Annotated in this window: 16 protein-coding genes and 1 tRNA gene; 6 read left to right on the forward strand and 11 right to left on the reverse strand. The window is 72.5% G+C overall.

Annotation, left to right across the window (positions count from 1 at the left end; translation table 11 throughout):
- Positions 1–132: 132 nt before the first annotated feature.
- The 7 genes from rho to FRADC12_RS08235 form a co-directional block, all read right to left on the reverse strand.
- On the reverse strand, positions 133–2,301 hold the full coding sequence (rho, locus tag FRADC12_RS08205) for a transcription termination factor Rho (RefSeq protein ID WP_045876213.1): 2,169 nt from the start codon (positions 2,299–2,301) through the stop codon (positions 133–135).
- An 832-nt stretch (positions 2,302–3,133) separates the two neighbouring features.
- Positions 3,134–4,210: a homoserine kinase gene (locus FRADC12_RS08210; RefSeq protein ID WP_045879249.1), complete on the reverse strand. Its 1,077-nt coding sequence runs from the start codon at positions 4,208–4,210 to the stop codon at positions 3,134–3,136.
- Between the two features lie 121 nt (positions 4,211–4,331).
- Positions 4,332–5,498 (reverse strand): threonine synthase, encoded by a 1,167-nt coding sequence (thrC, locus tag FRADC12_RS08215; protein ID WP_084010518.1) that lies wholly within the window; start codon positions 5,496–5,498, stop codon positions 4,332–4,334.
- Positions 5,495–6,778, reverse strand: coding sequence for a homoserine dehydrogenase (locus FRADC12_RS08220; protein WP_045876215.1), 1,284 nt, complete (start codon positions 6,776–6,778; stop codon positions 5,495–5,497). Before FRADC12_RS08220 ends, thrC begins: the two co-directional genes overlap by 4 nt.
- Complete coding sequence (gene lysA, locus FRADC12_RS08225) at positions 6,775–8,184, reverse strand: diaminopimelate decarboxylase (protein ID WP_052711263.1); 1,410 nt, start codon at positions 8,182–8,184, stop codon at positions 6,775–6,777. Before lysA ends, FRADC12_RS08220 begins: the two co-directional genes overlap by 4 nt.
- 73 nt (positions 8,185–8,257) lie before the next feature.
- On the reverse strand, positions 8,258–9,934 hold the full coding sequence (gene argS, locus FRADC12_RS08230) for an arginine--tRNA ligase (RefSeq protein ID WP_045876217.1): 1,677 nt from the start codon (positions 9,932–9,934) through the stop codon (positions 8,258–8,260).
- Positions 9,935–10,093: 159 nt separating this feature from the next.
- Positions 10,094–10,480 (reverse strand): response regulator, encoded by a 387-nt coding sequence (locus FRADC12_RS08235; RefSeq protein ID WP_045876218.1) that lies wholly within the window; start codon positions 10,478–10,480, stop codon positions 10,094–10,096.
- A gap of 119 nt (positions 10,481–10,599) precedes the next feature.
- Between FRADC12_RS08235 and FRADC12_RS08240 the strand changes: the two genes are divergently transcribed.
- From FRADC12_RS08240 to FRADC12_RS08265, 5 genes are all read left to right on the forward strand, one after another.
- Positions 10,600–10,671: transfer RNA gene (locus tag FRADC12_RS08240), tRNA-Arg, on the forward strand.
- A gap of 1,173 nt (positions 10,672–11,844) precedes the next feature.
- The gene (locus FRADC12_RS08250) at positions 11,845–12,417 is read left to right on the forward strand and encodes a TIGR03086 family metal-binding protein (protein ID WP_045876220.1); all 573 of its coding nucleotides are present in this window, start codon (positions 11,845–11,847) and stop codon (positions 12,415–12,417) included.
- A complete protein-coding gene (locus FRADC12_RS08255) occupies positions 12,414–12,779 on the forward strand; it encodes an ArsR/SmtB family transcription factor (protein ID WP_045876221.1) in 366 nt (121 codons plus the stop codon). The genes FRADC12_RS08250 and FRADC12_RS08255 overlap by 4 nt, the downstream gene beginning before the upstream one ends.
- Positions 12,772–13,266 carry an SRPBCC family protein gene (locus FRADC12_RS08260; RefSeq protein WP_232303674.1) on the forward strand — a complete coding sequence of 165 codons (495 nt, stop codon included), beginning with the start codon at positions 12,772–12,774 and terminating at the stop codon, positions 13,264–13,266. Before FRADC12_RS08255 ends, FRADC12_RS08260 begins: the two co-directional genes overlap by 8 nt.
- A gap of 51 nt (positions 13,267–13,317) precedes the next feature.
- Positions 13,318–13,977, forward strand: a complete 660-nt coding sequence (locus tag FRADC12_RS08265; protein WP_198152825.1) for a class I SAM-dependent methyltransferase — start codon at positions 13,318–13,320, stop codon at positions 13,975–13,977.
- Positions 13,978–14,070: 93 nt separating this feature from the next.
- On the opposite strand, the gene FRADC12_RS08270 is transcribed toward FRADC12_RS08265, so the two are convergent.
- The 3 genes from FRADC12_RS08270 to FRADC12_RS08280 form a co-directional block, all read right to left on the reverse strand.
- Positions 14,071–15,279 carry an MFS transporter gene (locus FRADC12_RS08270; RefSeq protein WP_198152826.1) on the reverse strand — a complete coding sequence of 403 codons (1,209 nt, stop codon included), beginning with the start codon at positions 15,277–15,279 and terminating at the stop codon, positions 14,071–14,073.
- Positions 15,280–16,076: 797 nt separating this feature from the next.
- The gene (locus FRADC12_RS34820; RefSeq protein ID WP_232303675.1) at positions 16,077–16,445 is read right to left on the reverse strand and encodes a hypothetical protein; all 369 of its coding nucleotides are present in this window, start codon (positions 16,443–16,445) and stop codon (positions 16,077–16,079) included.
- Positions 16,446–16,447: 2 nt separating this feature from the next.
- The gene (locus FRADC12_RS08280; protein WP_045876223.1) at positions 16,448–17,203 is read right to left on the reverse strand and encodes a glycosyltransferase; all 756 of its coding nucleotides are present in this window, start codon (positions 17,201–17,203) and stop codon (positions 16,448–16,450) included.
- 74 nt (positions 17,204–17,277) lie between these two features.
- Between FRADC12_RS08280 and FRADC12_RS08285 the strand changes: the two genes are divergently transcribed.
- A complete protein-coding gene (locus FRADC12_RS08285; protein WP_045876224.1) occupies positions 17,278–18,516 on the forward strand; it encodes a hypothetical protein in 1,239 nt (412 codons plus the stop codon).
- An 82-nt stretch (positions 18,517–18,598) separates the two neighbouring features.
- Here FRADC12_RS08285 and FRADC12_RS08290 read toward each other — a convergent pair whose 3' ends face one another.
- Positions 18,599–21,364, reverse strand: coding sequence for a branched-chain amino acid ABC transporter permease/ATP-binding protein (locus tag FRADC12_RS08290; protein WP_052710756.1), 2,766 nt, complete (start codon positions 21,362–21,364; stop codon positions 18,599–18,601).
- Positions 21,365–21,387 lie beyond the last annotated feature (23 nt).

The following is a 21,387-nucleotide window of genomic DNA, read 5'->3' on the forward strand; positions in this document are numbered from 1 at the left end:
GCCAGACCTTCGACCGGGCCAGCGGCGCGCCCACGACCCGCCGCCAGCCCTGTAACACCGGCTGCCCACGCCCTAGTCCCGCGGTCCCGCGCCGGAGCGCGGGACCTGGGCCCAGGCCGCGGGCGGCGTCCGCTAGTCGCTGGCCGGCGTCGTCTTCGCGATCTGCATCAGGAACTCGTAGTTCGTCCGCGTCTGCTTGAGCTGGCCGAGCAGGAGCTCGATGGCCTGCTGTGACTCACGGGTGTGCAGCACCCGCCGCAGCTTGTGCATGATCGCCAGCTCGTCGGGCGCGAGCAGGATCTCATCCTTACGGGTGCTGGACGCGTCGACGTCCACCGCCGGGAAGATCCTCTTGTCCGCGATCTTGCGGTCGAGCTTGAGCTCGGCGTTACCGGTGCCCTTGAACTCCTCGAAGATGACCGTGTCCATCGTGGAGCCGGTCTCGACGAGGGCCGTGGCGATGATGGTCAGCGAGCCGCCGTTCTCGATGTTGCGGGCCGCGCCGAGGAATCGCTTCGGCGGGTAGAGCGCGGTGGAGTCCACACCACCGGACAGGATGCGGCCGGATGCCGGAGCCGCCAGGTTGTAGGCGCGGCCGAGCCGGGTGATCGAGTCCAGCAGCACGACGACGTCCTGGCCCAGCTCCACGAGCCGCTTGGCCCGCTCGATGGACAGCTCCGCCACATTGGTGTGGTCCGACGGCGGGCGGTCGAAGGTCGAGGCGATGACCTCGCCCTTCACCGACCGCTGCATGTCGGTGACCTCCTCCGGCCGCTCGTCGACGAGCACGACCATGAGGTGGCATTCCGGGTTGTTCGTGGTGATCGCGTTGGCGATCGCCTGGAGCACCATCGTCTTGCCGGCCTTCGGCGGGCTGACGATCAGCGCCCGCTGGCCCTTGCCGATCGGCATCACCAGGTCGATGACCCGGGTGGTCATGACGTGCGGCTCGGTCTCCATCCGCAGGCGGTCCTGCGGGTAGAGCGGGGTCAGCTTGGTGAACTCGGGGCGCCCGCGGGCCTCCTCCGGGTCCATCCCGTTGATGGTGTCCAGCCGGACGAGCGCGTTGTACTTGTCGCGGCGCGCCTCGCCCTCCTGCGGGGCCCGCACGACGCCGGTGATGGCGTCGCCGCGGCGCAGGCCGTGCCGGCGGACCTGGGCGAGGCTGACGTAGACGTCGGCCGGCCCGGTCAGGTAGCCGCTGGTGCGGACGAAAGCGTAGTTGTCCAGGACGTCGAGAATGCCGGCGACCGGGATGAGGACGTCGTCCTCGCGCACCACCGGCTCGTTGTCGGTGGTGCCGCCCTGGCCGCGGCCACGGTTGCGGCCGCGCTCGCGGAACCGGCCGCGCCGCCGGTTGCCGTCCTCGTCGTCATCCTGCGGCTGCTGCTGGGCGGCGCGGGGGCTCTGGCGGTCGTTCGTGCGCTCGGACTGCCGGTCCGGGCGGTCGGACTGCCGGTCCGACCGGTCGGACTGCCGGTCCGACCGGTCGGACTGCTGGCGGTCCTGTCGGGAGCCCTGGCGGTCGGCCTGCCGGCCGTTGGAGCGCTCCGGGCGCTCGGCCCGCTCGGGACGCTCCCCGCGGTCCGCCCGCTCGGGACGCTCACCCCGGTCCGCCCGCTCACCCCGGTCCGCCCGCTCGCCGCGGTCGGCGCGCTCGCCCCGCTCGGGACGCTCGCCTCGCTCCGGGCGCTCGCCACGGTCGCGGCGGTCCTCACGGGCTCGGGGGGTACTGATCGTGCTCGTGGTGCTCGTGGTGCCCGTGGTGCCCGTGGTGCTGGTGGGGGTCGCCGCGGCGGGTTGGTCGGCGGCGGGCGGCTCGGTGGCGGGCGGCTCGGTGGCTTCCCGGGCCGGCGCCTCGACGAGTTCGGCCTGCTCGGGGCTGACGATGCCGCGGGTGACCCGCCGGCTCCTGGCCCGAGGCGCGGCCGGCTCGGCGGCCGGGGACTCAGGCTCGGCGCCGACGCCGTTCGCCATGGGCGCCAAGCCGTTCTGCACGTTCTGGATGGCGGCGATCAGCTGCCCCTTCCGGAGCCGGCCGGTGCCCTGAATCCCCAACGAACTCGCCATGGACTGCAGCTCTGGCAGGAGCATGGCCTGGAGGCCGGTACCGCTACGGCGACGGCGCGGATTGGCCGAGCCTGGAGTCGCGTCGTCCGCCGGCGCCTGGCCGGCCCCACCCTCTACCAGCACCGGAGCCGGAGCAGCCGGCGCAAGGACGGCCGGCTGGCTGACGGGGAGCGGTGCGGGCGCCGCGGACTCACGTGCGCTCTCAGGCAGCACGTCGGTGGTGTCGCTCAAGGTTTTCCTTCCCTGAAGGAACCGGCTCCTCTCGAGCCGGGTGATGCGTATGGACCCCCGTCACCTGGCTCCACCGTGTACATGGCTGACAGATGCGGGAGATATCGCCGCTGACCGGGCCGCATGACGCGCCCGTCGACGCCACAAAGGCCGACGCCCGAACGAACCCGGATTCCCCGGTGGATCCGGGGGTCGTCGCCCCCGGGAGACATCGCGGGCCAACCCGGAATGCCGACCAGAGGTCAGCGACCAGGCTCGCCCGCCACATCGCCGGTGTCGAGCCGAGGCAACGGCGGCGAGGCGCGGGCACCGGAATCCTGCACCAGGACGGACTAGAGAGAGCTCCAGCCAGACCGGCGGGGCGAGCACGCGCCGCGGCGCGGCGGGTGCAGCCATCAGACTATCCAGACGGAGACACCTCGGCAACAACCTGGGGTTGTCATGACGCCGGGGTGGCGCTTTCGCCCATCAGCGGGCCGATCGCCGCCCCCTCGCGCATCGGGCCACAAGCTCGACCCGAAACCGCGGTTCTCGTGCTTCCACAGTACCCGCCGTCGCCAGTACCGAAGCGGCGGCCACCAAAGGTCACCCAGGTCACGCCGCAAAGCAGGCTGCTTCAGGTCAATGTCCCCGAACCGCTGCTCGGTCACCAGGCAGTCGCCAGCCCGGCCACCCGCCGCCGGCGAGAGGCCGACGGGCGACGCGTGGAGCGGACCAGACCGGGCACCGTCAGAGACCGTCGCGAAGCTGACAGCGCCCACCACGCGCCCGATATTCCCGGATCGCCCGTCCGCCGCATCCTCGAGTGGCGGCCCGCCTCGCGGGACGCGTGCTATCGGCTCCCGGCCGAGGTGACCTGGACGCCGTCGCGGTCGACGGCGAGCGGGAGGACGGCGAAGCCGGGCGCGGGCACGCCAACCGCGGCGGCGGCCTGCCCACCTCCAACGGCGAGTGCGAGCACGGTCGGGCCGGAGCCGGAGAGCACGCTCGCCACGCCCGCAGCCCGCAGCCGTTCGACGAGCGCGGCCGACTCGGGCACGGCGGGCAGCCGGTACGGCTGGTGCAGCCGGTCCTCGGTGGCCGCCAGCATCAGCCGGCCGCGCGCGCCGACGTCGGCCGCCGGTTCGCCCAGGGTGCCCGGCGTGGCTACGGGCGAGGTGAGCGCGAGGGCGAGCAGACCGGCGCGGCCGGCCGAGAACGACGCGTCCGCGTGTGCCAGCCGTTCCGGCAGCCGGCCACGGGAGTCCGCGGTCGACGTTCGGACCGACGGCACGAACGCGACCGGGCGCAGCTCGGTGACCGGCTCGGCGCGGTGGACCGCCACGCCATCGGGCCCGGTCCAGGCGACGGTGAAGCCGCCGAACAGCGCGGCGGCGACGTTGTCCGGGTGCCCCTCGATCGCGGTCGCCACCCGCAGTGCCCCGGACCGGTCGAACGCGTTGGCCCCGCTGGTGAGGCCGCCATCGGCGGGCGAACCTGAGGTGCCATCCGCGCCGGCCAAGTACGCGGCAGGGTCGAGAGCCCAGGCGGCGGCCACGCCGGCGACGATCGCAGCGGCGGACGAGCCGAGACCGCGGCCGTGCGGGATCCGGTTGACGCAGCGCACCTCCAGGCCCGGCTGCGGCCGGCCCAGCTCGTCGAACGTGGCGCGGATAGCGCCCACGACCAGGTTGTCCTCGCCGTCGGAGACCTGCTCGGCGCCCGTGACGCTGACCGAGAGTCCGTGACGGCGCAGCGTCACCTCGACGTCGTCGTAGTAGCCGAGGGCCAGCCCGTAGGCGTCGAAGCCCGGGCCGAGGTTCGCGCTCGTGGCCGGCACCCGGACCCGGACGCCGACACTCGGCCCGTCCTCGTCCAGCTCAGCGCCCGGCTGCCCAGCGGTGGGCGCCGCGCCGCTCGCCGCCGTCATGGCATCAGCCAGGCCCGCCGCCCCGCTGGCGGACGAGCGGCCGAAGACCCCGGTCAAGGCCTGGCCCGGTCCGTCGCCACCAAGGGCCGTCGCACCAGGACCGGCGCGGAAGGGGCAGGGGTCACCGCCGCAGCCCGAGCGCCTCGGCCGCGCCAGCGACGGTCGGCCGGATGGTCTCCGGCTTGGCCGCGCCGCTGATCGCCCAGTCGGGGTCCTTCAGCCCGTTGCCGGTGACCGTGCACACGATCCGCTGGCCTGGGTCGATCGTGCCGGCCTCGTGCGCGGCGAGCAGCCCGGCGACGCTGGCGGCACTGGACGGCTCGACAAACACGCCCTCGGTGCGGGCGAGCAGCCGGTAGGCGGCCAGGATCTGCCGGTCGTTCACCGCGTCGATCAGCCCGCCGGACGAGTCCCGCGCGTCGACGGCGAAGTCCCAGGAGGCCGGGTTGCCGATCCGGATCGCGGTCGCGATCGTCTGCGGCGAGGTGACGACGCTGCCGCGCACGATCGGCGCGGCGCCGGCGGCCTGGAAGCCGAACATCCGCGGCCGCCCGGTGCCCGCTTCCTTGTCCGCCTCCAGGTATCCGCGCCAGTAGGCGGTGATGTTGCCCGCGTTCCCGACGGGAAGGCAGTGGATGTCGGGGGCCGCCCCGAGCGCCTCGATGATCTCGAAAGACGCGGTCTTCTGGCCCTCGAGCCGCAGCGGGTTGACCGAGTTGACCAGCGTCACCGGGTAGGCCTCGGCCAGGTCCCTCGCCACCCGCAGGCAGTCGTCGAACGAGCCGTCGAGCTGCAGCAGCCGGGAGCCGTGCACCAGCGCCTGAGCCATCTTGCCCAGCGCGATCTTCCCGCTCGGGACCAGCACGGCGCAGATCATCCCGGCCCGCGCCGCGTAGGCCGCCGCCGAGGCGCTGGTGTTGCCGGTGGACGCGCAGATGACGGCCTTGGAGCCCTCGCCGGCGGCGGCGCTGATCGCCATCGTCATGCCGCGGTCCTTGAACGAGCCGGTCGGGTTCGCGCCCTCGACCTTCAGATGCACGTCGCAGCCGGTGACCTCGGACAGGTGGCTGGCGGGGACGAGCGGGGTGCCGCCCTCCAGCAGGGTGATGACCGGGGCGTCCGCCGGCAGCGGGAGCCGGTCGCGGTACTCCTCGATGATCCCGCGCCAGGGCCGGCGGGCCGGCCGGCCCGGCCCGGCGAACAGGTTCGACGCACCGGCGATGTCCACTCCTGCGCTCCCGTTCGTGTGCCCGTCCACCGGCCGCGCCGATGACGTGGTGGTGGTCATGGCTCACCTCCCTCGACCCGCAGCACCCCGGCCACCGCGCGGACGATGTCCAGGTTCCGCAGGTCCTCAACTGTCGCCGCCAGCGCGGAGTCCGCGGCGGCGTGGGTCACCAGCACCAGGCTGGCATCGTCGCCTCGGCCCTCCTGCCGCACGCTGCGGATGGACACGCCGTGGTGCGCGAACGCGCCGGCCACCGTGGCCAGGACACCGGTCTTGTCCGTGACGTCGAGATTGACGTGGTAACTGGTGATGGTCTCACCCATCGGAAGGACGGGCAGGTCGGCGTAGGCGGACTCCCCCGGGCCGCGTCGGCCGGCGACCCGGTTGCGGGCGACCGCGACGAGGTCACCGAGCACCGCCGACGCCGTCGGCGAGCCACCGGCGCCCCGGCCGTAGAACATCAGCTGCCCGGCGGCCTCCGCCTCGACGAACACCGCGTTGAACGCCTCGCGAACACTGGCCAGCGGGTGGGAGCGGGGCACCATCGCCGGGTGCACCCGGACGCTCACCCCCTGCCGTTCGGAGGAGCGCTCGGCGATGGCCAGCGCCTTCACGGTGCAGCCCATCGCCTTGGCGCTCGCGATGTCGGCGGCGGTGACGGTCGCGATGCCCTCGCGGTGCACGTCGGCGAGCGTGACCCGGGTGTGGAACGCGAGCTGGGCGAGGATCGCCGCCTTGGCCGCGGCGTCGTAGCCGTCGATGTCGGCTGTCGGGTCGGCCTCCGCATAGCCGAGGGCGCTCGCCTCGTCCAGCGCGTCGGTGAAGGACGCGCCGGTCTCATCCATCCTGGTGAGGATGTAGTTCGTGGTGCCGTTGACGATGCCCAGCACCCGACGGACCCGGTCGCCGGCGAGGCTCTCGCGCAACGGCCGCAGCAGCGGTATCGCCCCGGCGACCGCGGCCTCGTAGTACAGGTCGACGTCGGCCGCCGTGGCCGCGTCGTGCAGGGTCGAGCCGTCCGAGGCGAGCAGCGCCTTGTTCGCGCTGACGACGGACTTCCCGGCGTCGAGGGCCGCGAGCAGCCAGGTACGGACCGGCTCGATGCCCCCGACGACCTCGACGACGATGTCCACGTCGTCGCGGGCGACCAGCCCGGCGGCGTCGGTGCTGAACAGCTCCGGCCCGACCGGGACGTCCCGGTCGCGGTCGAGGCGCCGCACGGCGATGCCGGCGAGCTCCAGCGGCTCACCGACCCGCGCCGTGAGGTCGGCGGCCTGCTCGACCAGCAGCCGTGCCACCTCGGAGCCGACGACGCCACAGCCCAGCAGCGCGACCTTCATCGCCTGGCCTCCCCCGGTTTCGGCCCGGCGGCGTCCGCGCCGGCCGGATCGTCGACGTCCAGGCGCAGCAGGTCGTCCTCCGTCTCACGCCGGACGACGACCCGCGCGACGCCGGCGCGGACGGCGACGACCGGTGGGCGGCCGACGTGGTTGTAGTTGCTGGCCATCGAGCGGTGGTAGGCGCCGGTGGCCGGGATGGCAAGCAGGTCGCCGGGCGCGACGTCGGCGGGCAGCGACACGTCGTGCGCCACCACGTCGCCGGACTCGCAGTGCTTCCCGACCAGGGTGACGACGTGGTGCTCGGCCGCGCCCGGGCGCGAGACCAGCCGGGCAGTGTAGCGGGCGTCGTAGAGGGCGGTGCGGATGTTGTCGCTCATGCCGCCGTCCACGCTGACGTAGGTGCGCAGGCCGGGCAGCTCCTTGACGGTGCCGACGCGGTAGAGGGTGATCGTGGTCGGGCCGGCCATCGCCCGGCCCGGCTCGACCGCCAGCCGCGGAACGGCGAGCCCAGCGCTCGCGCACTCCTTGCCGACGATCGTGTGCAGCCGGTCGGCGACGTCCGCGACCGGCAGCGGCGCGTCCTCGCCCGTGTAGGCGATGCCCAGGCCGCCGCCGAGGTCGAGCTCGGGCAGCTCGACGCCGTGGGTGTCGCGGACGGTGGCGAGCAGGCCGACCATCCGGTGCGCGGCCAGGCCGAAACCGGCCGTGTCGAAGATCTGCGAGCCGATGTGGGCGTGCAGGCCGACAAGCTCCAGCCCGTCCGCGGCGGCCAGCACCCGGCCGATGGCGGCGAGCGCGGCGCCGCTGGCCAGCGAGAAGCCGAACTTCTGGTCCTCCTGGCCGGTGGCGATGTACTCGTGGGTGTGCGCCTCGACGCCCGGGGTGACGCGGATCAGCACACGCTGGCGGACCCCCGCGGCGCGGGCCACGGAGGAGAGCCGCTCGATCTCGGCGAAGGAGTCGAGCACGATCCTGCCCACGCCGTAGGCGACCGCCCGGCGCAGCTCCTCGACGGACTTGTTGTTGCCGTGGAAGAGCAGCCGGGCCGGCGGGAAGTCCACCGACGCGGCGACGGCCAGCTCGCCGCCGGTGCAGACGTCCAGGCTGAGCCCCTCGTCCGCGACCCAGCGGGCCACCGCCCGGCACAGGAAGGCCTTGCCGGCGTAGTACACGTCCCCGTCCGGGAAGCCGGACCGCCACGCCTGCGCGCGGGCCCGGAAGTCGTCCTCGTCGAGGAAGAAGGCCGGCGTGCCGAACTCGTCCGCCAGCTCGTCGACCCGCAGGCCACCGACCCGCAGCACCCCGTCGGAGTCGAGCGCGGCCGTGGCCGGCCACACCTGTTCCTCCAACGGCGCCACGGGTGTCGCCACCGGCGTCGTCGCCAAGGCGCCCGAGGCTTGCGACATCACATTCACATCCATTCGGGGCCCAGAAATCACAGTTGGGCCTAGCTGTCACATTCGGGTCTAGCGCTCAGGGTCACATGCGTTCCGGGGCCGAGACGCCCAGCAGCCGCAGCCCGTTCGCGAGAACCACCTTCGTGGCCTCGACCAGCAGCAGCCGGGCACCGGTCAGCGGCGTCGGCTCCTCGTCCCCGCGCGGCAGGACTCGGCAGGCGTCGTTGAACCGGTGATAGGTGCCGGCCAGCTCCTCCAGGTACCGGGCTACCCGGTGCGGCGCCCGCAACGACGCGGCCGACGCGACCACGGTCGGCAGCTCGCCGAGCGCCCGCAGCAGGTCACCCTCTCGGGGATGCTCCAGCAGCGACACGTCGATCCCGTCGAGGACCGCGCCCGGACCGTCCGCCGGGGTGATCCCCAACGCGGCGGCGTTGCGCAGCAGCGAGGCGATCCTCGCGTGCGCGTACTGGACGTAGAACACCGGGTTGTCGTTCGTCTGCTTCGCGATCAGGTCGAGGTCGAGGTCGAGCGACGAGTCGAGAGACGAGCGGACCAGCGAGTAACGAGCGGCGTCCACGCCGACGACGTCGACCAGGTCGGCAAGCGTGAGGAAGTTGCCGGCCCGCTTGGACATCTTCACCGGCTCGCCGCCCTGCGTCAGCGTCACCAGCTGGCCGATGATCACGTCAAGCGACTCGTTCGGGTCGTCGCCGTAGCAGGCCGCGAGGGCCTTGAGCCGGCCGACGTAGCCGTGGTGGTCGGCGCCGAGCAGCATGACGATCTTCTCGAAGCCCCGGCGGCGCTTGTCCCGGTAGTACGCCGCGTCGGCCGTGAAATAGGTGGGCTGACCGTCCGACTTGATCAGCGCGCGATCCTTGTCGTCGCCGAAGTCGGTGGTGCGCAGGAACACCGCGCCGTCCGCCTCGTAGACGTGGCCCTGGGCCCGCAGGTCGACGACCGCCGCCTCGAGCTCGCCTGCGTCATGCATCGAGCGCTCGGACTTCCAGACGTCGAAGTGGACGCCGAAGCCTTCGAGCGTGGCGGTGATCTCGGCCAGCATCAGCGCGAGCCCGTCCCGGGTCGTGACGGCGAGCGCGGCCGCGTCGTCCCCGGCCAGGAGGCCGGGGTGCTCCGCCAGCAGGCTCGCGGCGATCTCCGCGATGTACGCGCCGTGGTAGCCGTCCTCGGGCGTCGGCTCGCCCTTCGCCGCGGCCAGCACCGACGCGCCGAACCGGGCGATCTGCACGCCGGCGTCGTTGACGTAGTACTCGGCGGCCGTGTCGTAGCCAGCCGCGTCGAAGATGCGCACCAGCGCGTCGCCCACCGCGGCCCACCGGGTCGAGGCGAGGGTGACCGGGCCGGTCGGGTTCGCCGAGACGAACTCGACGTTCACCCGGGTCCCCCTGCGCTCGGGCGCCCGGCCGTAGGCCTCGCTGGCCCGCACGATCGTGCGGGCCAGCTCGCCGAGCGCGTCCGAGGCAAGCTTGATGTTCAGGAAGCCGGGGCCGGCCACGTCGACCGTCGCGACTCCCGGGTCCTTGCGCAGCCGGTCCGCGAGCAGCTCGGCGACCTCGCGCGGGGGTCGCCGGGCCGCCTTCGCGAGCTGGAGCGCCGCCGGGGAGGCGTAGTCGCCGTGCTCCGGGTTCTTCGGGCGCTCCACCGGAACCGTCACGGGGACGGCGACGTCGATCGCACCGTCCGCCACCGCGGCGCGGACGGCCGACACGATGACGTCGGCAAGGTCGGCGGGAGTCATGCCGCGATGCTATCGGCGCGGTCGGACAGTAGTCGCCGGCACAAATCCGGGCGTGAGGCCGAGTCCGCCCGGCGCGGCGGGCCGCGGAGCCTCGGGGCGGCCTTCGCGAGCGGCCGCCGGGCCGTCAGGAGCGCCCGTGCACCAGCCCGGCCCGCGGGCTCAGACGCGCTGTCCCGCGACCAGTCGCTGCACCACGCCGACCAGGTCGTCCGGGTCGAACGGCTTGGTCAGGTAGTAGTCGACCCCGACCCGGGCGCCGCGGCGCAGGTCCGCCTCGCGGGTGGCGGCGGTCAGCACGACGAGCTTGATGTCCGCGGTCGCCGGGTCCTCCCGCAGCCGGCTCGCGACCTCCCAGCCGTCGACCCGAGGCATCATGATGTCCAACGTCACCACGGCCGGAGCGATCTCACGGATGCGTTCCAGGCAGTCCTGGCCGTCCACCGCCTCATGGACCTCGAAACCCTCCAGCTCCAGGTTCACGACCACGAGCTGGCGCAGCGTCGGGTCGTCGTCGACGACCAGGACACGCGGGGGTTCAAGGTGCACGGCGGAAGCTTACGGCGAGCCCGCGCCCCGGTCCGGCGATCGGACCTGGTACGGTATGCCTCGTTGCCAAGGCGATCCGGCGGCGGGACCGTATGTTCGAGGCGGTCCGCGGCTTGTACGCCCCCGTAGCTCAGGGGATAGAGCACTGCCCTCCGGAGGCAGGTGCGCAGGTTCGAATCCTGCCGGGGGCACTCCGTAGAAGGAGGCAACCTTCTGCGAGATTTTGACCATGCCTGTGTCCCTCCACCCTGTTTCCTCCTGCCGGTCGGTCTCATCGGGCCGACTCGGTTCTACAGTCATGGCTTGACGTGCAATCTTTGCGGCGGGTTGTACGGTCTCGCCTCGAAGCGTGATGCGACAGGTGGCCCTGCTGGTGTAGCGGTTGTAGCGGATCTCGAACCGGAGCGCCTCGAAGAGGCGGCGGTTCAGGTCGTCCGGCAGCCCTGCGAGGTCGATCTTCCCGATCCGCTTCTTGTGATCGTCGGCGTGGTCGTGACTGGTTGTGATCGTGCTGGCGAGGAGGTCGCGGCGGTACCCGCCGAACACACATTCCGCGAGGAAGATGTTGATGCCGTCGAGCAGGTGCTCCTCGCGGCGCGAGAAACTCGATGCGCCTGGGTGCCCGGACGGGACGTATCCCTTCTTCGGGGCGCACACGTAGTAGCTGACCTTCGCGTGGGTCTTGCCGTACATCCGCCGCCCGCACAGCTCGCAGAAGATGTAGCTGCGTAGCCGGTAGACCCTTTTGGTCTGGGGGTGCCGGTTGACGCCGCCTTCGCCGCGGGACCCTCTACGGTGGGCGATGATTTGTTGGGCGTCGACGAAGCCTTCGAGTGAGACGAACGCCTCATGGACCGCGCGCGGCGACCAGATCCAGTTCTCCACAGGGTTGGCACGGTTGGTGGCGGCGCCCTTACGGTTACGCCGGCACCAGACCATGTGGCCGGTGTGCTTCTGTCCTTGTTTCCTGGGTTGGCTCTTTCATGCGCCACGTCCGGCCGGCGGGTCGAATATTCCCTCGGCGGTGATCCCCGCAATGGTCAGGTCGTGAGAGACGCGGTCGCGGCCGATGGCGACATAGGGGCGGCCCCGCCCGTGGGCGTCGCGGCGGGCCGTCTCGGCCACGGAGAACGGATGACCCAACGGCCGGCCGCCGAGCCGAGCGGCGGTGCCGTGGTCACGCAGCCTCCGCTCCGGCGGGGGTGTCACCTCGCAGTCCAAGGCGCCGTGCGGCAGTCCGGACCGGGCTTGGACTGGCCGACCGGCCGGCAGCCGGCGACGTGTCCCTACCCCGACATCCACAACCTACCCATTGCGCTAACGTACAGTTGCACAACAATCTGGTTGCAGATGGGAGTCTTAGCATGGAGATCTTCGACGCGCTCGACGGCGCGGTCACCTCGACCGCTGGCATCATCAAGACCGTGCGCCCCGACCAGCTGGATGCCACCACACCCTGCACTGAGTGGGACGTGCGCGCGCTGCTCAACCACCTCGTCGGCACGCTGTGGCTCGGCGAGGCCCTGTTCACCGACGCCGCGCCGCGCCACCCGATGGCACCCGGCGGCCTGCCCGCCACCGACCTGGTCGGCGACGACCCGGCGACGGCGTACGCGACCGGGTCCGCCGCGCTGCTGGCCGCGGCCCGCGTCGGCGACACCCTCACCCGCCTGCACACGACCCCGCTAGGAGACATGCCCGGCCCAGCCCTCGCGGGGCTGACCACGCTCGACATTCTCGTGCACGGCTGGGACCTCGCCACCGCCACCGGCCAGCCCGTCAGCCTCGACGATGACCTCGCCAGCCACGTCCTCGCGTTCGCCAGCCAGGCCATCACCGACGACTTCCGCGGCACCGCGATCGGGCCGGCACTCCCGGTCGCCGCGACCGCCCCGGTCACCGACCGGCTGGTGGGATTCCTCGGCCGCCAGTCATGAACCCCGACGTGGCCCTCAAAGCGCTCGCCGAACCGAACCGGCGCGACATCCTGCGGCTGGTCTCGACCACCCCCCGGTCCGTCGGTGAGATCGCCGACCAACTCGCCATCACCTCCCAGGCCGTCTCCCGACACCTGAAGGTGCTGCACGAAGCCGGCCTGGTCGACGAGCGCCGCGAGGGCACACGTCACCTCTTCCTCGTCCGCCCCGACGGCTTCGCCGCTGTCCAGGACTTCCTCGACGACTTCTGGACCCACCACCTCGGCCAACTCAAAACCGCCCTCGAACGCCCCCGCGGGCAGCGAGAGCCGAACGAGCCGACGCCCGACGCCTCCGAACCAGGGCGGCGCCGCGATGGCTGACCCCTACAGCACCGAGATCAACATTGATGCCCCCGTCGAGGACGTGTTCCGCCACCTCACCGACCCCGCTCACATGATCCGCTGGATGGGCCAGCACGCCACCCTCGACCCCAGCCCCGGCGGCACCTTCCACCTCGACGTCAACGGCGTCCCCGTCCGCGGCCACTACCGGATCGTCGAACCACCCCACCGCATCGTCGTCACCTGGGGCGTCGCCGGCAGCACCGACCTACCCCCAGGTGCGACCGAAGTCGAGTTCACTCTTGACGCCACCCCCACCGGCACCCGCCTGCGCCTCGAACACCGCAACCTGCCCGACAGCCAGACCTCCGTCCACGCCAGCGGCTGGAACCACTTCCTGGCCCGCCTCCACCACGCCGCCACCGGCCACGACCCAGGCCCCGACCCCTGGCAGCAACGGGCGGCCCGCCCGCCCCTGGACCGTGTAAGGAACGGCGCGACGACGGCACCTGGCGGGACTCTCTAGGCTGGCTTCTAAAGGCCCGGCGCTGGCTGGGTGGTGGGAAGGGCGTCCGCGGTGGCGAAGCAGGAGCTGGCCGAGGCCCAGCGCGAGCACTGGCAGCGGACCTACGGCGAGCATCCCGCCATGTACGGGCAGGAACCTTCAGAGCCAGCTGTTCACGCCGCGCAGGTCTTCCGCGCGGCGGGCGCCCGAAGGGTGCTGGAGCTGGGTGCCGGCCACGGCCGTGACGCGCTGTATCTCGGCCGCGCGGGCTTCACCGTGGTGGCCACCGACTTCAGTGTGGTGGGCCTGGAGCAGTTGCGCTCGGCTGCTGGCAGTCAGGGCACGGCGGAGCGGATCCTCACGGCCGCCCAGGACGTCCGCGAGCCACTACCGCTCAGGGACGGATCCGTGGACGCGGTGTTCGCGCACATGCTGCTGAGCATGGCCCTGACCACCGCGCAGATCCACACGGTGATCGTGCAGGTACGCCGGGTGCTACGACCGGGCGGCGTCCTCGTCTACACCGTGCGCCACACCGGCGACGCCCACTACCGGGCCGGGACCAGCCACGGCGACGACATCTGGGAACACGGCGGCTTCGCCGTCCACTTCTTCCCCCGCGACCTGATCGACGACCTCGCGACCGGCTGGGCCCTGAACGAGGTACACGCCTTCGAGGAAGGCGGCCTGCCCCGGCGGCTGTGGCGCATCACCCAGACACTGCCCCGATAGCCGCCCAGGCCACGCCAGCGCTCTGGAACTCGATCACGCAGAAGGGACACCGGCAGGGCACACAACGGCTCCGAGGGGGTCCGGCCGGAGCGGTCAGGCACCCAGACCGGACTCGGTGCTCCCGCGCCCTGGCGCACGGCCACGGCGCGCGAACGCGAGAGCCGCACCGGCGGCGAGCAGTGCCGCGAGCGCCGCGAAACCGAAGGCGAGCGTGGTGAGGGAGGCGACGGTCGCGACGAGCAGCGGACCGCCCGCGTCGCCGAGTTCACGGCCGAGCTCGGCGGCGCCCATGGTCTGGCCCAGACGTGCGGGAGCGGTGCTCGCGGCCAGCGCCGCGAAACCCAGCGGCGTGATCAGACCAACCCCCACGCCGATCAGCGCGGCGCCGACAAGCACTCCCGTCAGGCCCGGCAGCGTCGCGCCGGTCAGCCCTGCGGCGGTGACCGCCAGGCCCGCGGCCAGACCGGAACAGGCCGTCAGACGCCGCTGATCGAGGGCACGCCCGGCCCGCGGCTGGACGACGGCCGCGCAGGCGGCGAGCACAGAGACGGCCGCGCCGGTAGCCGGCGCGCCCAGCCCGGCCGCCCGACCTGAAACCGGCAGGAAACCGACCCCGACGGAAAGGGCCGCCGTCGCGCCGGCCAGCGCGGCGGTCGGCGCGAGGAAGCCCGTGTCAGCCAACCGCCGGGCCAGATCCGCCACGGTCTGCCGAGACCTCGGCAGCGGCGCCACGACCGGCACGGCCAGCGCCGCCCACCCGGCGACCGTGACGCCGAGGACGGCCAGCACCGTGAACAGCAGCCGCATACCCCCCGCCCACACCAGCACCCCGCCCAGCAGCGGCCCGAGGGTATAGCCGATCGACTTGTAGAACCCATAGGAGCCGAACGCCCGGCCGTGTTTCGCCGCCGGGTTCAGCCGGGCGACCAGCGCCGAGGCCGACGGGGAAAAGGCCGACGCCGCGGCGCCCTGGCCAAGACGCGCGGCCCACAGCCAGCCAGGACTGTCCGCCACCGCATACAGCGCAGACGCGAGAGCAGAGGCCATCAGCCCACCGAGAAGAACCGGCCGGGCACCGACGCGGTCCGCGAGACCACCGAACACCGGTTTGAGCAGCACCTCAGCCCCGTCATACAGAGCAAGCAGCCCACCGAGCACCAAAAGCGACCTGACGGCGTGCCCCGAGGCCGCGCCAAGGTTCGCGGCGATGCCATGCGCGCCGAACGCGGTGGTGAAACCGGCCGCATACAGCGGCCACATCTGCCCGGCCGGCGCCGCGGGCGCCGACGCTGACCGGGTCATCGGTCACGCGGCGCGCGCAAGACGCCCTCGGTGTAGACCTCGCGCACCGCGCGCACCCCCTCAGCTGACGGCTGGCCTCGGTCGACTCCGGAGCGCCTCACCGCCACCCCGCTGCTGGCCGAATGGCCAGGCTCGCTTCCCCCTCTACGGGAGCGCCGGCTCCTACAGGAGCACAGGACGCTGGCTGGCCCGCCGAGGCAGGGCCGGGGAGCCGGCGGCGGTCCCCGGGATCGGCAAAGGATCACGCAGGCGAGGGCTGCCACTGCTACCCGGCGCGCTCTGCGCATCAGCCGCTCTCCCCAAACTCCGGGGTTTTGGTCGCTGGCCAGGGGGATGACGAGGGACTTTCCCGGGTAACGCTGACGCGAAAACGGAAGGTCCCGCGACGGGTGGTCACTTACGCGCGCAGGCACGACAATGCCCGCTGTGCAGGGAGCCGCTGCTTTTCGACAGCGACCCGCCCGACTCCCCCAGCCAGTGGGAGCAGTGGTACGCCGCCGTCCGCAGGAAAATGACCTACCAGGTCACCCGCACCAGCAGCGACAATCGGACGACACCCCGCCTCGTGCATGCCGACTGCGCCCACCGTCACCACGACGCGGCACAGATCGGCGCGGATCAGCCCATCCAGAGACCCGACCGCCCTTGACGGCTGCTTGAGCCGGATGCGGGGATGACCCGCACGTCCGGATCTGAGGGGGCCCCGGCGCAGCAATGCGCTGGGGCTACCCGACACCTCACCGGCGAGAAGCGCCGAAGACGTCTCTCCTTCGCCGGTGGGCAACCGGTCGAAGGACTTACCTCGCTGGGAGAACCGGTGGGAGGTCGGCGGTGCGGGCGGAGACCACCGTCGTCGGCCCGGGCGCAGTGACGGTGTGGGGCAGGCGCAGGCGCTTGAGCAGGACGGCGTTGACGGCGACGAGGACGCTGGAGCCGGACATGGCCAAAGCGGCGAGCAGCACGAACGCGGCGAGCAGCGCCGCGGCCTCGTAGAAGACCTCACCCCCGCCCGTCAGCGTGACGACCAGCGAATAGACCCAGCCCGTGCCGATCGCGACCAGCACCATCATGTCCAACGTCCGAGCCCGCACCGCCCGCATTGCACCGTCGAAGAAGATCCACGACGACCAGAAGACCACCGGCAGGCCGCCTACCCGCTCCGCCATCTTCATTCTTTCCAGGGGGGCCCGGCGGCGAGCAGGGAGGCGCGCTGCCAGATAAGCAAATACTGACTCCCCCCCCCCGAAAATTTGTCGTTGTGGCGGGAAAGCTGTGCGTCATGGCGGCGGTAGCGCAGGGTGGGGACGTCGAGCAGGATTCCGGTGGCGAGCGCCGATCCGGCGATGAGGGCCGCGGTGTCCTCGACGCCGCGCAGCGCGGCCCAGCCCCCGACCGCGAGGAGCAGGGTTCGCCGCCACATCACGCCTGCCGGATGTACGGGTGGCAGGGCCCGGTCGGGAAGCGCGGCGGCCCAGGCGACGGCAAGCGCTCCGCGGGCCAACGGCCCCGCGGGCACGGCCAGTGAGGCCGTGTGCAGGCTGCCGTCCGGGTGCAGGTCGCGGGCATGGCCGACCGCATAGCCGGCCGTGGGATGAGCGGCGAGCGCACCGCTGAGGGCGGCGAGCGCGCCGGGTTCGAGCTCGTCGTCGGCGTCGAGGTTCTGGACTAGCGGCGCGGTGCACTCGCCGAGGGCGATGTTGCGGGCGACCGCGGGCCCTTCGATGGTGCCGTGCGCGGCGATCCGGACCCGGCCGTCGCAGGACGCTCCGCAGCCGGCCAGAGCAGCCAGGACCTCGGCGGGTGGGCCGTCGATCTGGACCCGCCAAGTCCAGTGGGGATGGCGCTGGCGGCGCAGCGAGTCCCACGCCGCTGGCAGGTAGGCCGCGTACTGCGCGTGCACCGCGGTGACCACGTCCACCCACATGTTCGCAGTATGTACCGGCCCGACCCGATTCCGTTGTGGTAGATATGCCAGGAAGATCCGGCGGAGGGGGCCACGTGGACGTTGCATCCATCGACGCGCGGCTCGGTCAGGCGGTCTCGGCGGCCGACTCCCGCGAGCTGGACCGGGTCTGTGAGACCGTGGCCGCTGAACTGGTCGAGGCGAACCTCGAACCTCCGTTCCGCATCGCGTCCGCGGACTTCGTCACCGATCCCTGGCTGATCTGCGCCGACCGGTACTGGCGCCGCCGGCTGCTCGCCGAACCCACCGTCGAGGTCGCCGCCCGCTGCGCCCGCTGGCTGCACGAGCAGACCGAGGCGGCTGCCCGCGCGGACATCGTCGAGAAGTGGGCGCTGGGGTACGCCTTCATCACGAAGGACAGTGTCGAGTCCCGCCACGACCTCACCCTCGCCACCGGCCGGATCGTCGAGGCCTACCAGGGCTCCGCGGACATCTGCTATTTCGCCACGCTGTATCACGCCGGCAAGCTGCGTTCGAACTTCTGGTTCGACGAGCTCCACCAGTTCCTTGAGTCCTCTCTGCTCGCCGTCGCCGCCGGCGGGCACCGCGACGACCCGCTGTTCACAGCGCTGCGGGCGTTCGCCGCGTTCGGCAGCCGCACCATCACCACCAGCCATGCCCTGAACCTTCTCGACACCGCCTGGGACGCCACGAGCCGGTCGCGCGCCGTCGTCGATGTCTGCCTCAACGCCCTGTCGGCCGCCCCACCGTTCCCCGGCCAGGGCGAACAGCTCCGCCGCCGCGCCACCAACGCCGTCGCCGAGTACCCCGACGACCACCTGTTCCACTTCCGCCTCGCCAGGGGACAGCGCCTGTGCGCCGACTACACCGACGCGCTCGCCACCATCGACACCGCGCTGCGCCTGCTGCCCGCGATCGGCTCCCGGATCAGCCACGAACTCCTGCAAGGGCAGTACCTGCGGGAACGCGAGATGGCCCAGGAAGGACTCGACCGCGCCACCTGGACCCGCCACCAGCAGACCCGCTGGCGCGACCAGGACACCGCCAACCGCGACCTGCGCCGAACCCTCCAGGCCTCCGCGGTCCGCGCCGTCGAACTCGTCACCATCTTCACCGCCGCCATCGCGTTCGCCATCGGCTCCCTCCAGATCACCCTCACCGGCACCATGCCGCTGCGCGACCGCGCGGTCCTGCTCGCCATCCTCGGCGCCGGGCTCCTCCTGTTCGCCGCCGTCATCGTCGCCGGCACCTGGATCATCACCGGCCGCCACCACCCCGGCCCCACAGCGCCGGACAGGCACGGCCAGGCCTAGGCCCGGACCGGCGCGCGGCTGACTAGTTGTGGACGTACCGAACCCGGTGGTCCGGAGGGCTTCGGCAAGACCGCTCATGCTGTCAGCCGAGCAGGTCAGCGCGTTCCGGCCCGCCGACAGCCTGACCGGTGCCGGATACGGCGGACGTTCCAGCTTCTTCCCGCTCCACCTCCGCTGGCTTCGGGGACGGGCGGGTGCCCAGGTAGGCGTCCAGCACCTCGGGCCGGGTCAGGACGTCGCCCGGCTCCCCGGTTGAGAGGACCTGGCCGGACCGCAGCACGGTGACGACGTCGCAACAGGAAGCGATGAGGTCCACACGGTGCTCGACGAGCAGCACCGCCACACCGCGATCGGCGACCGACCGGATCAGCCGGCCCAGCTCAGCCGCCTCGTTGGTGTCCAGGCCCGCGGCCGGCTCGTCGAGGAGCAGCACGGACGGCCCGGCGGCGATGGCCCGCGCGATCGCCACCAGTCTGCGGCGGCCGAACGGCAGCGCCTCGGGAGCGAGGCCGAGGTCGGCGGCGAGGCCGCACTGCTCGACCGCGTCCAGCGCGTCCGCGCTCAGGCGGACCCGCCCCGGGTACACGAGGTCGGTGAGGTAGCGCAGGCGCCGGCCGTCGTCGCAGGAGACGGCGAGGTTCTCCCGCACCGTCAGGTCGGAGAAGAGCTCAAGGGACTGGAACGAGCGGACCAGGCCACCGCGGGCCCGGCGGCGCGCGCTCCAGCCGTCGACCGCGGTGTCCCCGAGCCAGACAGAGCCCGCGGACGGGCTGACGAACCCCGTGACGGCGTCGATGAGGGTGGTCTTGCCGGCGCCGTTCGGCCCGATGAGGCCGTGCACCTGCCCCGGCCCGACCCGCAGCGAGACATCCGTGAGCGCGTGTACGCCACCGAAGCCGACGCACAGCCCGTCGATGCGCAGCGCGCGTCCCTCGAAGCGCCGCCGCTGCGCCCGGTCCCGCCGCTCGGCCGGCTCCGCGGCAGCCGGCACGCCGGCCGCGCCGGCCCGGCGGCGCAGGCGTGCCAGCGTCCGCCGGTTCAGCTCGACCAGCCCGTCCGGCGCCATCCGCAGGCCGGCCAACAGGAACAGCCCGCCGGCCAGCGGAAGATAGACGTTGATGTCCGGCACTCCGTGCAGCAGCTGGCTGGTCACCCCGCCCGGCATCAGCAGCGAGCCGACCAGCGCGCCGCCGATCATCCCGACGCCCCCGGCCACGGTCACGCCGACCACGACCAGCGAGGTGAACACCGCGAACTGCGGGGTGAGCACCACGAACTGCTGGTAGGCCAGCAGCACCCCGCCGAGGGCCGCTATCGCCGCCGCGACCGTGAACGCGTAGAGCTTGGCGCCGTAGACTCCGATGCCGAGCGCCGCCGCCGCCCGCTCGTTCGAGCGCACCGCGAGCAGCCGCCGCCCCACGGCGCCGCGCCGCAGGTTGGACACTGCGACCGCGACCACGACCAGCGCCCCCAGGGCGACCAGCGCGTAACGTTCCGGGTGCGCCAGCGGGTCGATGTTCCAGCCGAACAGCGTCGGCGCGGCGACGGGCAGCCCGGCGGTGCCCCCGTTGACATCGTTGTTGTCCAGCACGAGCTGGTAGAGCACGTCGGCGAGGCCCAGGGTGACGACGGCCAGTGTCACCCCCCTGGTGCGCAGTGAGGGCAGCCCGATGACCGCGCCGATCGCGGCGGTGGCCAGCACGGCCAGCGGCACGGCGAGCGCGAACGGCACGGTTGCGGAGAGCTTTGCCGCGACCAGCGCCCCGACACCGGCCAGGACGTACTGGGCGAGGGAGAGCTGCCCGGCGAACCCGGTCACGACGACGACCGAGAGGCACACGACCGCCGTCAGGACGGTGGAGCTGAACGCGGCCGACCACTGCGCGGACAGGCCGAACAGCACCAGCACGCACAGCCCTCCGAGCAGGACAGCCAGCGCGCCCGGGCGCAGCCGCCCGCTCCCGGCCGCGGGCAGCCGGTCGAGGAGATGGCTGCGCAGCGGCAGTCCTCGCCCCCGCAGCACCAGCCAGCCGATGACCGCCAGGAACGGCACCGCGGTCGACCAGCCCGGGTTGTCGACGTACCGCTGCAGCCAGCCCTGCGCCACCCCGATGCCCAGCGCCGCCGCGAACGCCAGCGGGAACGACGCGAAGCCACCGATCATCGCGGCGGCCAGCGCCGGCAGCACCAGCAGCACGAGCTGGGTCGGCTCGAGGTAGATGATCGGGCCGATCATCGTGCCGGCGATCCCGGCCAGCGCCGAGCCCAGCCCCCAGTTCAGCGCGGCGACCCGGCCAGGGGAGTGGCCCAGGCTCGCCGCCGCCTGGGGGTTCTCGGCGACCGCCGAGGTGACCCGCCCGAACCGGGTGTGCCGGTAGACGGCCCAGAGGCCCGCGGTGGCCGCGCAGCCGATCAGCACGATCGCGTAGCGGTCCAGGCCGACCGGGGTGCCCTTGACGATCTCGATGGTCCGGGTCGGCAGCCACGACGGTGCCGGCCGGACGTCGATCCCGTAGCAGAGGATCACCACCGACTGCAGGACCATGAGCACCCCGAGCGTGGCGACGACCCTGGTCAGGCCCGAGGAGCGGCGCAACGGCCGGATGACGGCCGTGAACACGCCGATTCCCAGCAGGCCGCTGAGGAGCACGGCGCCCACCACCGCGGCCGCCAGCGGCGCTCCCCAGTCCGCGAGCTGGTAGTAGCTGTACGCGCCCACCATCGTGAAGGCGCCCTGGGCCAGGTTGAGGATGCCCGAGGCCCGGTAGGTCAGGACCAGAGCCTGCGCGACCAAGGCGAAGACCGCCCCCGAGGCCAGCCCGAGCAGAGCGAACCGTAAGACGTCCATCAGTTGTCGAGTTCTCCGTTCCA

It is taken from the genome of Pseudofrankia sp. DC12 (assembly GCF_000966285.1).
Lineage (GTDB): Bacteria > Actinomycetota > Actinomycetes > Frankiales > Frankiaceae > Pseudofrankia.

What these genes read in the sequence shown, in the direction of transcription:
- FRADC12_RS08210 (WP_045879249.1), bottom strand. Translation starts at nt 4,210, where the DNA reads ATGACGGCGGCGAGCGGCGCGGCGCCCACCGCTGGGCAGCCGGGCGCT.
- thrC (WP_084010518.1), bottom strand. Translation starts at nt 5,498, where the DNA reads ATGACCACCACCACGTCATCGGCGCGGCCGGTGGACGGGCACACGAAC.
- FRADC12_RS08220 (WP_045876215.1), bottom strand. Translation starts at nt 6,778, where the DNA reads ATGAAGGTCGCGCTGCTGGGCTGTGGCGTCGTCGGCTCCGAGGTGGCA.
- lysA (WP_052711263.1), bottom strand. Translation starts at nt 8,184, where the DNA reads ATGTCGCAAGCCTCGGGCGCCTTGGCGACGACGCCGGTGGCGACACCC.
- argS (WP_045876217.1), bottom strand. Translation starts at nt 9,934, where the DNA reads ATGACTCCCGCCGACCTTGCCGACGTCATCGTGTCGGCCGTCCGCGCC.
- FRADC12_RS08250 (WP_045876220.1), top strand. Translation starts at nt 11,845, where the DNA reads ATGGAGATCTTCGACGCGCTCGACGGCGCGGTCACCTCGACCGCTGGC.
- FRADC12_RS08255 (WP_045876221.1), top strand. Translation starts at nt 12,414, where the DNA reads ATGAACCCCGACGTGGCCCTCAAAGCGCTCGCCGAACCGAACCGGCGC.
- FRADC12_RS08260 (WP_232303674.1), top strand. Translation starts at nt 12,772, where the DNA reads ATGGCTGACCCCTACAGCACCGAGATCAACATTGATGCCCCCGTCGAG.
- FRADC12_RS08270 (WP_198152826.1), bottom strand. Translation starts at nt 15,279, where the DNA reads ATGACCCGGTCAGCGTCGGCGCCCGCGGCGCCGGCCGGGCAGATGTGG.
- FRADC12_RS34820 (WP_232303675.1), bottom strand. Translation starts at nt 16,445, where the DNA reads ATGGCGGAGCGGGTAGGCGGCCTGCCGGTGGTCTTCTGGTCGTCGTGG.
- FRADC12_RS08280 (WP_045876223.1), bottom strand. Translation starts at nt 17,203, where the DNA reads ATGTGGGTGGACGTGGTCACCGCGGTGCACGCGCAGTACGCGGCCTAC.
- FRADC12_RS08290 (WP_052710756.1), bottom strand. Translation starts at nt 21,364, where the DNA reads ATGGACGTCTTACGGTTCGCTCTGCTCGGGCTGGCCTCGGGGGCGGTC.